General features: G+C 42.5%; 14 protein-coding genes. All 14 read right to left on the reverse strand.

What is annotated here, in order from left to right; all coding sequences use genetic code 11:
* Positions 1 to 2: 2 nt before the first annotated feature.
* Positions 3 to 797 carry a heptaprenyl diphosphate synthase component 1 gene (locus QYG89_RS00735; protein ID WP_404313718.1) on the reverse strand — a complete coding sequence of 265 codons (795 nt, stop codon included), beginning with the start codon at positions 795 to 797 and terminating at the stop codon, positions 3 to 5.
* 12 nt (positions 798 to 809) lie between these two features.
* Positions 810 to 1,037: a trp RNA-binding attenuation protein MtrB gene (gene mtrB, locus QYG89_RS00740; RefSeq protein WP_404313719.1), complete on the reverse strand. Its 228-nt coding sequence runs from the start codon at positions 1,035 to 1,037 to the stop codon at positions 810 to 812.
* A gap of 23 nt (positions 1,038 to 1,060) precedes the next feature.
* Positions 1,061 to 1,627, reverse strand: a complete 567-nt coding sequence (folE, locus tag QYG89_RS00745; protein WP_404314559.1) for a GTP cyclohydrolase I FolE — start codon at positions 1,625 to 1,627, stop codon at positions 1,061 to 1,063.
* 263 nt (positions 1,628 to 1,890) lie between these two features.
* A complete protein-coding gene (locus tag QYG89_RS00750; RefSeq protein ID WP_152149430.1) occupies positions 1,891 to 2,163 on the reverse strand; it encodes an HU family DNA-binding protein in 273 nt (90 codons plus the stop codon).
* A gap of 273 nt (positions 2,164 to 2,436) precedes the next feature.
* Positions 2,437 to 3,915, reverse strand: coding sequence for a stage IV sporulation protein A (gene spoIVA, locus QYG89_RS00755; RefSeq protein ID WP_404313720.1), 1,479 nt, complete (start codon positions 3,913 to 3,915; stop codon positions 2,437 to 2,439).
* A 352-nt stretch (positions 3,916 to 4,267) separates the two neighbouring features.
* Entirely contained in the window at positions 4,268 to 4,975 is a 708-nt protein-coding gene (locus QYG89_RS00760; RefSeq protein ID WP_404313721.1) for a hypothetical protein, read from the reverse strand.
* 23 nt (positions 4,976 to 4,998) lie between these two features.
* Positions 4,999 to 5,196 (reverse strand): DUF2768 domain-containing protein, encoded by a 198-nt coding sequence (locus QYG89_RS00765; protein ID WP_404313722.1) that lies wholly within the window; start codon positions 5,194 to 5,196, stop codon positions 4,999 to 5,001.
* Between the two features lie 246 nt (positions 5,197 to 5,442).
* Complete coding sequence (locus QYG89_RS00770; protein ID WP_404313723.1) at positions 5,443 to 6,495, reverse strand: NAD(P)H-dependent glycerol-3-phosphate dehydrogenase; 1,053 nt, start codon at positions 6,493 to 6,495, stop codon at positions 5,443 to 5,445.
* 19 nt (positions 6,496 to 6,514) lie between these two features.
* Positions 6,515 to 7,825: a ribosome biogenesis GTPase Der gene (gene der / locus QYG89_RS00775; RefSeq protein ID WP_404313724.1), complete on the reverse strand. Its 1,311-nt coding sequence runs from the start codon at positions 7,823 to 7,825 to the stop codon at positions 6,515 to 6,517.
* Between the two features lie 435 nt (positions 7,826 to 8,260).
* The gene (gene fni / locus QYG89_RS00780; RefSeq protein ID WP_404313725.1) at positions 8,261 to 9,313 is read right to left on the reverse strand and encodes a type 2 isopentenyl-diphosphate Delta-isomerase; all 1,053 of its coding nucleotides are present in this window, start codon (positions 9,311 to 9,313) and stop codon (positions 8,261 to 8,263) included.
* 175 nt (positions 9,314 to 9,488) lie between these two features.
* Positions 9,489 to 10,634 carry a 30S ribosomal protein S1 gene (gene rpsA / locus QYG89_RS00785; protein WP_404313726.1) on the reverse strand — a complete coding sequence of 382 codons (1,146 nt, stop codon included), beginning with the start codon at positions 10,632 to 10,634 and terminating at the stop codon, positions 9,489 to 9,491.
* A gap of 100 nt (positions 10,635 to 10,734) precedes the next feature.
* The gene (locus tag QYG89_RS00790) at positions 10,735 to 11,316 is read right to left on the reverse strand and encodes a lysophospholipid acyltransferase family protein (protein WP_404314561.1); all 582 of its coding nucleotides are present in this window, start codon (positions 11,314 to 11,316) and stop codon (positions 10,735 to 10,737) included.
* A complete protein-coding gene (gene cmk, locus QYG89_RS00795) occupies positions 11,316 to 11,993 on the reverse strand; it encodes a (d)CMP kinase (protein ID WP_404313727.1) in 678 nt (225 codons plus the stop codon). Before cmk ends, QYG89_RS00790 begins: the two co-directional genes overlap by 1 nt.
* 107 nt (positions 11,994 to 12,100) lie before the next feature.
* Complete coding sequence (locus QYG89_RS00800; protein ID WP_404313728.1) at positions 12,101 to 12,763, reverse strand: flagellar brake protein; 663 nt, start codon at positions 12,761 to 12,763, stop codon at positions 12,101 to 12,103.
* Positions 12,764 to 12,834: the final 71 nt, after the last annotated feature.

Raw genomic sequence — 12,834 nt, forward strand, 5'->3', positions numbered from 1 at the left:
CCTCAACCTTCTTCCGCATATGTTTTGTTTCCAAAGACCACATTATACAGTGCACGATACAGCTGCCAGGCAGAATGGGCGGGCGGCTCATGTTCTAAAGCTTTTTCCGCCTCGTTTCTAGCCTCTTCGATATAATATTCATAAATTTGAATGATTGAGTGCTCACCATCCAGCTGATTCTTCCGCTGTGAAAAGTCTAAGCTTTTTATCGCTTCCGTAATAGTAGACTTTTCTCCTGATAGAAAGTCCTGTTTTTCCTGTAGAAGCCGTTTCGCAAATAGCAGCCGGGAAACAGCCGGAACGAAGGATTGAAAGTGAAATACTGTGTAAAACTGTTCGACAATTTCTGTTTCAATCTTATATACACTTTCCATTAGAGATTCAATAGATACATGTTCCTTCTGATAAAGAATAATTTTATTCTCATTCATGCTTTTGACAGCAGCCGAGAGGGCACGGATCATTTGTATATCTTGTAATTCTGCAAGAATCTGATAATACAATCCGCTGAAATAATCTCCAGCCAGCACCGTCAGCTGTTGGTCTATTGCGATATTTCTTGATGAAGCTACTACTTTTTCATGAGTATCAAGGGCGATTTGAATTAATGTGGCCGTTGTTATATATTTTTTCGTGTCGTCCGACGACAATTGCTTCACCGTAAAAGGCATCATTAAAATAAGCAAGCGGGTGTCATCGATTGCTGGTTTATCAATATATTTTTTTAGATAAGGATAAGACAGCCTCCGCTGTACTTCTTTTTCAATGATCATTTTTCGTTTAAGCCATTCATTCATCTTGTATACCCCTTATACTTCATTTCCACTTTCTACTTCACCGAAACTTGTCACAATCTTGGCACGGCCGCGAACTTTAATAGCGGAAGTATGCTCTGTAAATTGAGCGATCATGACTTCGCCTTTATCAAGCTTTTCCGAATGATGAAAGCGGGTATCCGATCCTCTTGTTAAACCAATGACATTCACTCCGTCTTCCATCGCCCGGATCATAATAAAGTCGGCTTGATTATTCTTCATTTGACCCCCCTACCTCTCTTCTGTCAGCCTTTAATTAAGTTCAATAGCTCTGAGCGCGAGTGAACATCATTAGCGAACTTTCCGCGCGCTGCAGTTGTAACTGTTTTTGCCCCTGGCTTTTTCACCCCGCGCATAGCCATGCACATATGCTCCGCCTCTACCACTACCATCACACCGTGTGGATGAAGCTTTTCCATGATGGCGTCAGCCACTTCAGCTGTAATTCGCTCTTGAAGCTGCGGGCGCCTTGCCACCGTTTCCACCGCTCTTGCCAGCTTGCTGAGACCAGTGACTTTTCCGTTTTTAGGAAGATACGCCACATGAGCATGTCCGAAAAACGGAACAAGATGATGCTCACACAGAGAATAGAAAGGAATATCCTTTACTAAAACGAGTTCTTCATAATCCTCTCCAAAAATTGTTTCGAAATATTCTTTTGGATCCTTATTTATACCTGAAAAAATTTCTTCATACATTTTAGCCACCCGTTTAGGTGTATCCAGCAGTCCTTCACGGTTCGGATCTTCTCCAACCGCTTCTAAAATCATTCGAACTGCCTCTTCAATTTGAGTACGATTCACTTCAGCCATACCTACAATCCTCTCTATCAATCGTAAAATTAAAACACTCACTAAATAGTAGCATAAGTACAAGAAAAGCGGAAGCGGCTGTTCTGTCCCGACAAGCAAATGTTCTTTCTTCAAAGAAGCCGCTCTTTGACTTCATTGAGGAAAGGTTATTTGACCTCAAGGGGCAAGGCGCTGCAGCTGGACAAGAAAAGGGAGAGCAGCTGTTCTTCCATACAAAAAAGAGAGACCATAGAGGCCTCTCTTTTAGCCGTCAGGCTATGTAATTATTTAACCGCATCTTTTAAAGCTTTTCCTGGTTTAAATGCAGGTACTTTGCTCGCTGCAATCTCGATCTCTGCTCCAGTTTGCGGGTTACGCCCTTTACGTGCAGAACGCTCGCGTACTTCAAAGTTTCCAAAACCAATCAATTGAACTTTGTCTCCGCTTGCTAGTGTGTTTTGGATGGCATCAAAGACGGCTTCAACCGCTTTAGTAGCATCTTTCTTAGATAATTCTGCTGTTTCTGCAACTTGATTAATTAAATCTGTTTTATTCATGCCATTCACCTCCTCCCAAAGGGGGTTTCAACGAAAATCTACATCTTATACTCTTACACTTTCATTCGTAAACCATTTTCCCAATTTTTATACATACAAACGGAAAAAAGCTTATAAATCAATGCTTTCATACATTAATTCTGTTAAAAGATTATCACATAAGATTTGCCATATCAAGCAGAATCCTTAAGAACTGTTATTCTTTCTAGCTTTCCGTCACAAAAGAAACAAAAAAAAGACTCCCACTTGTTCAGAGAGTCTGTATATATGTGTCTATAAAATAATAGCGATCATGCCGCCTGACCCTTCATTGATGATCCTTTCTAATGTTTCTTTCAATTTATATCTTGCGTTTTCTGGCATCAGTGACAGTTTCCCTTGGATGCCTTCACGTACAATCGAACTTAAATTTCTTCCAAATATATCAGAATTCCAAATAGAAAGCGGGTCATCTTCAAAGTCCTGCATCAAATAACGGACGAGTTCTTCGCTCTGTTTCTCCGTACCGATAATCGGCGCAAATTCCGATTCCACATCTACCTTTATCATATGAATAGACGGCGCTACTGCTTTTAAGCGTACACCAAAACGTGAACCCTGCCTAATAATTTCTGGTTCATCCAAACTCATATCGGCAAGAGAAGGTGCCGCTACACCGTATCCTGTTTGTTTGACCATTCGCAATGCATCAGCAACTTGATCATACTCTGTTTTAGCAACTGCTAATTCCTGCATCAACTCCAGCAAATGGTCTTTTCCGCGAACTTCTACACCGACTACTTCCGTTAACACTTGGTCATAGAGATCATCTGGAGCAAATAAATCGATTTCAGCTACACCCTGCCCCATATCCATTCCTGCGAGCCCCGCACTCTCGATAAACTCATATTGATCAAACTGTTCGATGACCCGATCAACATCCCGAAGACGTTTAATGTCTTGCACGGTTTCTTTTATCGCTTCTTGATAATGCCCGCGCAGCCAGTGATTGTCTTTCAGCACCATAACCCATCCAGGTAAATTCACGTTTACTTCATGCACCGGAAATTCAAATAAAGCTTCCCTAAGCACGTTCATCACATCTGTCTCCCTCATACTCTCAACAGACATGGCCACTACCGGAATGTCATACTTCTCGGCTAAGCTGTCACGAAGACTGGCTGTTTCAGCATGATGCGGGCGAGCCGAGTTGATAATCATAATAAAAGGTTTGCCTACTTCTTTTAACTCTTCAACGATACGTTCTTCTGCTTCTATATAATTGTTTCTTGGAATTTCTCCGACGGTGCCATCCGTCGTAATTAATACACCGATCGTTGAATGCTCCTGAATTACTTTACGCGTGCCAATTTCGGCCGCTTCGTGGAATGGAATCGGTTCTTCAAACCAAGGTGTGTGAATCATCCGCGGCCCATTCTCATCTTCATACCCTTTCGCTCCCTCAATCACATAGCCCACACAATCAACAAGTCTGACATTAACCGAAAGTCCTTCATCTACATTTATAGAAATCGCTTGATTAGGTACAAATTTCGGTTCTGTCGTCATAATTTGCTTTCCCGCTGCACTTTGCGGCAATTCATCAAGCGCTCTCGCTTTCTCTGCTTCATTGTCTATGTTAGGAAGAACAAGCAGTTCCATAAATTTTTTGATGAACGTGGATTTCCCAGTACGGACTGCACCAACAACCCCTAAATAGATATCTCCCCCCGTCCGTTCAGCTATATCTTTAAAAATATCTGCTTTTTCCAAAGAATTCCCTCCCGACTTTATTGTTTGCTTTTTTTATTAGCGGCATCGTTCATACAGTAAATTGTATGATGTTGTCCTGCTCTTATATGACTGAAATTGTTCCTATAAAAACAAAAGAGGCCGCCCCCGCAAAGTATCTGGCACCTCTTCAACACGTCAACATCTAGCAGCTTCTTGCTTGCTTTACACTATATGTAACGGTACAGAGATATATTCCTTCGCTGTTGGGGCAGCCTATTTTTCTTTTTATTTGACTTTGTTAAACGCCTCTGTCGATTTCAGCTGGGGGACGCCCGCCTTCTGCTCCAATCAACAAAGTAACAAAATCAGCAATAATCATTAACATAGCCTTTTATTTAACTGTAAAAACTGGTTCGTTTTGGTCATTTACTGTGTACGGAAGAGAAAAAGCAGGTGCAAATGGGGAGTCTTCTAACAGAAGCGGTCGAATGTCTTCCCCTTTTTTCATTTTTTGACCTGATTCCTTAAGAACTGCATATAGGTCGCTGCTGTAATCCACATAGATACGGCCATCTCCTGAAATAACGAGCGGAAGATTATGATTTGTATACGGGCTGACGACGTACGGTTCTTCTTTATACCCAAGCTTTTTAAAATCCAGCGAATATACGTTATTGGTTATGGTCTTTTTAAAAGGAGGATATCCTTGTGATCGAATACGCATCTGAACATCCCTAATTTGTTCAGCCATACGCAAATCGATTAATTTAACCGTTGGATTATTTTCGACATCTACCAATGCATACTGAAAAATCCCGCCCGATTCAAACGCATTGCCAGGAGGTTCAGCCATAAATTGAGGCACAAGCTTTTTAAAGTCTATCGGATACTTTTCATACAGCGGCGTATCGACTTCTTTATTTTTAATCGGCAAGATGCCGCCATTTTCTTCTTTAAACTGATTAACTGCTGATTGAACAGTTTGAATTTGATCTTCATACGGTATTTGATTTTCTGCAAGCTGGTCCTGCGGGTACATGCATCCACTTGTCAGGACAGCAGTCAAGACAAGCATTACAGTGATTGCTAGTTTTTTCATTCTATAATTCTCTCCTTCAATCTTCAAGCTGGACCACTAAACACAATATATACCATGATTAGTCCACCGATGATCATACACGTATACGCTAAAAGAGCGGAAACGACTTTTAAAAATCCATTCTTTAATTTATAACGGCTTAAATATATGGCGAACACAGAAAAGATCATTAAACCCATTCCTATAAAAGAAATCCACATATTCATCATGGCTGTCGACATCTTTCACTGCCCCTTTCATTAATTATTTGTGCATACAGATATCAGCCCCCCTCATAAGAAGCTGAAACTGATGCGGTGAAGCCTTGTTTTCATCGTGATTATAACATAACTAATACACATTTGGTCTATCTGACGACACAAAAAAAGCCGAAGCAGCTTGTTGCCGCTTCAGCTGTTACAACTATCATTTTTCAGATGCCGGCCTGTATGATTCGTGTACATGCTTTAATGACTCATACACTCTTTCTACTTATCTCCCTGCCGGCGGTCAATGATATCCACTAAATCTTCCATTTCATTTGTTTTCATCCGTGCCATCAATTCATCGACGGCTGCCTTCGGTTCTTGTCCTTCAAACAAAATCCGATACAGTGCTTCAGTAATCGGCATTTCCACATCATATTTAACAGAAAGCTGCCGGGCTGCCCGCGTTGTGCGCACACCTTCTACAACCATTCCCATACTCTCAAGAACATCTTGCAGCTTCTGTCCTTTCCCAAGCATGTTTCCCGCACGCCAATTTCGGGAATGAACGCTCGTGCAGGTAACAATTAAATCACCAATTCCAGCCAGTCCGGAAAACGTTAAAGGGTTTGCCCCCATCTTCGTACCGAGGCGGGCAATCTCCGCAAGCCCTCTTGTAATTAATGCAGCTTTTGCATTGTCCCCATATCCGAGCCCATCGGAAAGACCCGCCGCAAGAGCAATGACATTCTTCAAGGCCCCGCCAATCTCTACTCCAACTACATCCGTATTAGTGTAAACACGGAAATGCTGATTCATAAAGATATCTTGAATGCGTTCTGCCGCCTGCATATTTTCTGAAGATGCCGTTACAGTCGTCGGGTGACGCAGGCTTACCTCTTCTGCATGGCTTGGGCCGGAAAGAACAACAATATCGCTGCATAGCTCTTCAGGAAGTTCTTCTTTTATCATTTCCGAGATACGCATAAGCGTGTTCGGTTCAATCCCTTTGCTGACATGAACGATCGTCAAAGGAGTTTTTTGAATTTGTTTGATCGATTGCAGCACTTCGCGAATCGCTTTTGTCGGAACAGCCAGTACGACTGTATCTAATCCATCTAGCACTTGTACCAATGAGTCAGAGGCAATGATGTTCACAGGCAGCTCAATACCTGGCAAATACTGACTATTCGTATGTCGTTCATTGATTTCGTTGACACGATCTTTATTATGCATCCAAAGGCGAACTTCGTGGCCGTTATCGGCAAGGACAATCGCCAGGGCCGTTCCCCAGCTTCCTGCACCGACTATTGCAATTCTCTCTTTATTCTTCATGAATATTCACCCGCTTTTTTTATTTTCGAGCACGTGAAAGGATTCGAATAGGTGTTCCTTCAAATTCGAATGCTTCGCGGATACGGTTTTGTAAAAAGCGCTCATAAGAAAAGTGCATCAGCTCTGGTTCATTGACAAAAACAACGAATGTCGGCGGTTTTACAGACACTTGCGTCGCATAATAAATTCTTAAGCGCTTCCCTTTATCTGTCGGTGTTGGATTCATAGCTACCGCATCCATGATGACATCATTTAATACGCTGGACTGAACCCGCATAGAATGATTTTCACTTACTCGGTTGATCACCGGCAGCAAAGTATGCACCCGCTTCTTCGTTTTAGCAGATAGAAAGACAATCGGTGCATAATCAAGATAGGAGAAGTGACTGCGAATGCTCTCTTCAAACTTTTTCATCGTTTTTTCATCTTTTTCGACCGCATCCCATTTATTGACTACGATAATCACAGCGCGTCCAGCTTCATGGGCGTATCCTGCAATATGCTTATCCTGCTCTCTAATGCCTTCCTCTGCATTAAGGACAACGAGTACAACATCAGAGCGCTCAATCGCTCGAAGTGCCCGAAGCACGCTATATTTTTCTGTCGTCTCATAGATCTTTCCCTTTTTACGCATACCCGCTGTATCAATAATGACATATTTGTGATCTTCGTATACATACGGAGAATCGATCGCATCTCTTGTTGTCCCCGCAATATCGCTGACAATGACGCGGTCTTTTCCAAGCAGGGCATTCACTAAAGAAGATTTCCCGACATTCGGGCGGCCAATTAAAGAAAATTTAATGACATCCTCAGCATAATCTTCTTCGTCTACTTTCGGAAAATGACCAACGATGGCATCCAGCATATCTCCAAGACCGATGCCGTGTGAGCCAGAAATCGGAAACGGTTCGCCAAATCCGAGCGAATAAAAGTCATAAATTTGACTGCGCATCTCTGGATTGTCTACTTTGTTCACAGCCAGCACGACTGGCTTTTTTGAGCGATATAATATTTTTGCCACTTCTTCATCTGCAGAGGTCACCCCTTCGCGGCCGCTCGTTAAAAAGATAATCACGTCTGCTTCTTCAATAGCGATTTCTGCCTGCTGGCGAATTTGTTCTAAAAACGGCTCATCGCCAATATCAATTCCACCCGTATCAATTAAATTAAATTCATTATTCAGCCACTCACCGGTACTATATATACGGTCTCTCGTCACACCAGGAATATCTTCAACAATAGAAATCCTTTCACCGACAATACGATTAAAAATGGTGGACTTCCCTACATTTGGGCGGCCAACAATGGCTACTACTGGTTTCACCATTTCGTTCATCCTTTCCATACATTCGTTCTATCTCACTTTCACGTTCCTTATTCGTACTAAGAAAAGTAAAAGTGCTCCTTGTTAGCAAATACAAGCCAAACGCTGACAGAGGGCAATCTTTGCCTTCCGAAATAACAGACTTGCGTCTTCAAGCTGACAGTACTCGGAGCTCGTTCACGTTTTAACCCCTTAACATTTATACTTTCTTAATTAGGCTTTGTTAAACTCCCCTGTTGATTTCCGCTGGGGACGTTCGCTTTCCGTGGGCGGTCCGGGATCCGCCTCCTTGCCGCTATCGCGCCTTCCGCTCCAATTAACAATAGTAGTTACCATAGCCTTTAATTAAGAAATAAAACCCTTCCACATAAGAAGGGCTTTACTGAACTCGTTCATTTTATCAATATTCTAAGTGTCAGGCAACTACATTCATTCAGTTTACGATCTTTGACTGAAAGCGGCTGGATGACATCCACGGACATTTAACCGATGATACGTATCCCCTTTAATAATAAGTGGAGCATTATGAAGATCTGCCACTTCTCTAGCTCCAACAGCACACATAATCATTTTTAAATCATCATGTAAAGCGGAGATTTCGGTTATTAATGCTTCAGGCCCGCTGTCCATCAACACATTTAACAGCAGACCAGCCATTCCAACTGCCCTAGCTCCAAGTGCAAGCGCTTTCGCTGCATCAAGGCTATGCTGAATCCCGCCAGAAGCAATGATATCCATGTGTTTAGCTGCTGCTTTGCATTCTACGATCGCAGCAGCCGTAGGAATACCCCAGCTGTTAAAATAACTAAGAGTTCTCTGCCGGCGCTCATTTTCAACAGCGGCAAAGTTCGTGCCGCCAAATCCGCTCACATCTATCGCAGCCACTGGCAACTCTGCCAGCTTCTTTGCAGCTTCCTTTCCTAATCCAAAACCGGTTTCTTTTACAATAACCGGTACAGTCAGCTTATCCGCAATCCTCCCGATCCGCTCCAACGCTCCTTTGAAGCTTCGATCACCTTCCGGCATTGTCAGCTCCTGAATCACATTTAAATGAATTTGAAGAGCATTCGCCTCGATCATCTCGACAGCTGCTTCTGCCTGCTCCACTGTCGCCTCACTGCCTAGATTAGCCAGGATAATTCCATCAGGGTAACACTTACGGACAACAGCAAATGACTGTCTTTCCTCTGGGTTTTTGATAGCAGCCATTTGCGAACCAACCGCTATCGCCATTCCTGTTTCTTTCGCCGCTAAAGCAAGCTGTCTATTAATCTCTTCCGTTGCGCTTCCGCCGCCGCCTGTCATCGCATTGATAAAAATCGGCGAACTGAATACAAGTCCACCAATTTCCGTCTGCATAGATATATCTTTAACCGCCGTATCAGGAAGGCTTTGGTGCACAAATTCAACATCGTCGAGACCTGTTTTTCTACTTTGACCTGTTGAAAGTGCGTATTGGATATGATCCCGTTTTCGCTGTGATCTTGTCACTATTTATCACCGTTTTCTTATACTATACAACCAAAAGCAGGAAATCGAATCCATATAACACATAAATAGATCCGCAGGCTTTGACAAACGCCCTCAACCAGCCTAAAAATGCCTAGAATAGACTTTGTCTACAGTCCGCGGATCCGTTATAAATAGATTCAAACTCTACTTTAATTTATTGTCCTCTTTTTAAACCCTTTAATTGATCGCCAATCATTTCTCCAAGCTGAAAGCCAGTGCTCTCTTCAGGCATATTATAGGATTCCTGCTCCGGCTCAGCCTGCTCTTCGAATTGTTTCATACTCAGTGACAGTCGATTTTCCTCTTCGTTTACATCCAGCACTTTAACTTTTACTTCTTGCCCTTCCTGCAGCACCTCATGTGGAGTACCGATATGTCTATTGGAAATTTGTGAAATATGCACTAGCCCTTCCACTCCCGGAAGCACTTCTACGAATGCTCCATAAGAAACGAGACGCTTTACTGTTCCTGTCAACTCAGCTCCAATAGGTGCTTTTTCTGCAATATCAGCCCAAGGTCCTGGCAGCGTTTCCTTAATAGATAAAGAAATTCTTTCGCTGTCTCGATCCACAGACAGAACCTTCACCTTTACTTCTTGACCTTCCTGAATGACATCAGATGGCTTTTCTACATGCTCATGAGACAGCTGAGAGATATGAACAAGACCGTCTACTCCGCCAATATCAACAAAGGCACCAAAGTCCGTTAAACGCTGAACTTTTCCTTCAATGATATCTCCTGCCGAAATTTCGGAAAGCACTTTCTTTTTATTCTCCGTCTTTTGCAGATCAAGCACTGCTCGATGAGATAAAATTAATCGGTTTTTATCCTGATCTAGTTCAACAATTTTAAAGCTCATTGTTTTTCCTTTGTAGTCTTCAAAGTCTTCAACGTAGTGATCTTCGACTAATGAGGCTGGGATAAATCCACGGATGCCAAGATCAACAACAAGCCCTCCTTTAACTACTTCTTTTATTTCCGCATCAAATATTTCTCCGCTTTCAAAGCGCTTATTCATTTCTTCCCACGCTTTTTCTGCATCTGCCTTGCGCTTCGAAAGAACATATAGATCGTCTTCTTCTTTTGTGATTTGAAGCTCTAGTTTGTCGCCTTCTGTCACCACATCTGTTGCTTTTTCTACGTGTAGGCTGGAAAGTTCACTGATTGGGATAATACCGTCTTTTTTGCTTCCTTCAATTTCTACTTGAACTTGCTTTTCTTCAACTTTCACTACAGTAGCCTGTACTTTATCGCCTACTGTGTAATTGTTAACTTCTACTTGGTTCATATCCTCTGTCATATGTACTCCTCCTTAATACAGAACTGCTTACATTCATTTTGATAAAATATTCTTTCTATTAACTTCTAACAATTGCCGTCATTTGTCAAGCATGAAGCTTTTAACGATACTCGTCTTTCAGCTTTCGAATATGAGACATAATTACTTCTGTTGTTTCTTCAATACTTGCCTTTTGGCTTCTGAGCTCATCCATGTTAATGGGAGGACCGTAAACAACCTTTAGTTTACTAAACAGTTTATAAGGTCCGATAATGGCACAAGGAATAACATGAGCATTCGTACGCAAAGCAAAAAAACCTGCACCAGACAAACCTTGACCAACCTCGCCTGTTTTTGAACGGGTTCCTTCTGGGAAAAGCCCGAGTACATTTCCTTCTTTTAAAATTTGAAGACCTTTTCGGAGAGCTTCCCGATCACTCATCCCCCTTTTCACCGGAAATGCCTTGAGGTGCTTCAGCATTTTCCCAAAAACAGGAGCATGAAACAATTCTTCTTTTGCCATGAATGAAATAGGTCTAGCTGATGTAATCCCTACAACTGGCGGGTCTAAATTGGAGATATGGTTACTGCAAAGCAATACGCCGCCCTCTTTCGGAACATGTTCCCGGCCAATCACCTCTATGCGGTATAGCGGCATTAAGATCGATTTAACAGTATTTTTGGCAATGGAATAAAATGTGATCATGCCTCTTTCCTTCCTTCGACAATCGAAATGATTTGGCTGACCACGTCTTCAATTGTCAAAGATGTAGTATCCATTTCCACCGCATCATCCGCTTTCTTGAGCGGCGCGGCTGCCCTCTCTGAGTCTATCTTATCCCGAAGAATAATCTCCTCTTTTAACTTCTCTAGATTTGAAGAAAATCCTTTAGATATATTTTCTAAATGTCTTCTTTTTGCCCGTTCTTCTGTGCTTGCCTTTAGAAAAATTTTCACTTCTGCCTGAGGCAGTACATGTGTACCTATGTCGCGGCCATCCATGACAACTCCGCCCTTCTCGGCGAATGCCTGCTGGCGCTTTACCATTTCTTCGCGCACAGATGCATGCTTAGCCACGAGAGAAACAGCATTCGTCACTTCGTTCGTTCTTATTTCGTTCGTTATATCTTGTCCATCAAGAAATACTAGCTGGCCTATTTCCCCTGCTTTCAAATCAATGGATGATTCACAAAGCAATTGCAGCAGCTGATCGGCGTTTCCGAGGTCAGCCTGCTCTTGAATAGCTTTATAAGTAAGGGCCCGATACATCGCACCCGTGTCAATATAAATATAAGATAACTTTTCGGCAATAATTTTTGCTACCGTACTTTTCCCCGCAGCCGCCGGTCCGTCAATGGCGATTTGCATTTTTTTGTCCATACGCTCACCTTCTAAACAGTTTTTCTCCTTATTCTACCATACAGTGGGAGGATATTCTTTAAAAAAGCTGTGATACAGCCTAAAAAAGCCCGCCATTCGGCGGGCAATTATTGAACGAGCCCCTTTCTTTTCATCATGAGCTGACGTTCAAAACAAAAACGCAACAAAATTTGTTGATCTGTATGTGACATGTCGATAAATTCAATAGATGCAATGGTTCGGTTATTGTGATCGGTACGTGTTCGTACAATTCTTCCTTTTATCTCAAAATAATGGTGTTCTCCCGACTGCATCGGAATAGAGAGATACACTTTGCCCTCTTTCCCGCTTTTCGTTTCTATTTCCGCTGGAATGGCGACAGCAATCCCCCCAGCACTAATATCTTCAGTGACAGCTGTGAAAGGCTGGCTGTCTTCGAAATGAACCGCTGCGTCAACAGGGATCGGCACCCTTACAAACTTCCGCCGCTGAACCCGTTTGTATTGTTCTGGACCAGGATCATGAAGAATTAAGAGTGGAATATTCCTTTTCGTCCGGCCGGTTACTTCTGTATTAAATGTATAGACAGCCGAGGAATGTTGTGGATCGATAAACTCCAGCATAAGCTGTGTGCCATGTAAAAAAAAAGTGGAGCGGTTCGTCTCTATATTCACTGGATAATCAATGAATATTTGGCCTTCATCGGTATCGGCTACCCGACAGCGATAATGTTCCTCCTGCCCTTCATCATCCGTAGAAATAAGCAGCAGGGGCATTCCCGTTTCGATCATATGTATCACTCACCCAATTCTTTTTCCTCTCGTGCATTTGCACTTATACTTTTCCCAAATTATAGTACGCA

It is taken from the genome of Bacillus lumedeiriae (assembly GCF_044891285.1).
Lineage (GTDB): Bacteria > Bacillota > Bacilli > Bacillales > Domibacillaceae > Pseudobacillus > Pseudobacillus lumedeiriae.

What these genes read in the sequence shown, in the direction of transcription:
- QYG89_RS00735 (WP_404313718.1), bottom strand. Translation starts at nt 797, where the DNA reads ATGAATGAATGGCTTAAACGAAAAATGATCATTGAAAAAGAAGTACAG.
- mtrB (WP_404313719.1), bottom strand. Translation starts at nt 1,037, where the DNA reads ATGAAGAATAATCAAGCCGACTTTATTATGATCCGGGCGATGGAAGAC.
- folE (WP_404314559.1), bottom strand. Translation starts at nt 1,627, where the DNA reads ATGGCTGAAGTGAATCGTACTCAAATTGAAGAGGCAGTTCGAATGATT.
- QYG89_RS00750 (WP_152149430.1), bottom strand. Translation starts at nt 2,163, where the DNA reads ATGAATAAAACAGATTTAATTAATCAAGTTGCAGAAACAGCAGAATTA.
- QYG89_RS00760 (WP_404313721.1), bottom strand. Translation starts at nt 4,975, where the DNA reads ATGAAAAAACTAGCAATCACTGTAATGCTTGTCTTGACTGCTGTCCTG.
- QYG89_RS00765 (WP_404313722.1), bottom strand. Translation starts at nt 5,196, where the DNA reads ATGTCGACAGCCATGATGAATATGTGGATTTCTTTTATAGGAATGGGT.
- QYG89_RS00770 (WP_404313723.1), bottom strand. Translation starts at nt 6,495, where the DNA reads ATGAAGAATAAAGAGAGAATTGCAATAGTCGGTGCAGGAAGCTGGGGA.
- der (WP_404313724.1), bottom strand. Translation starts at nt 7,825, where the DNA reads ATGGTGAAACCAGTAGTAGCCATTGTTGGCCGCCCAAATGTAGGGAAG.
- rpsA (WP_404313726.1), bottom strand. Translation starts at nt 10,634, where the DNA reads ATGACAGAGGATATGAACCAAGTAGAAGTTAACAATTACACAGTAGGC.
- cmk (WP_404313727.1), bottom strand. Translation starts at nt 11,993, where the DNA reads ATGGACAAAAAAATGCAAATCGCCATTGACGGACCGGCGGCTGCGGGG.
- QYG89_RS00800 (WP_404313728.1), bottom strand. Translation starts at nt 12,763, where the DNA reads ATGATCGAAACGGGAATGCCCCTGCTGCTTATTTCTACGGATGATGAA.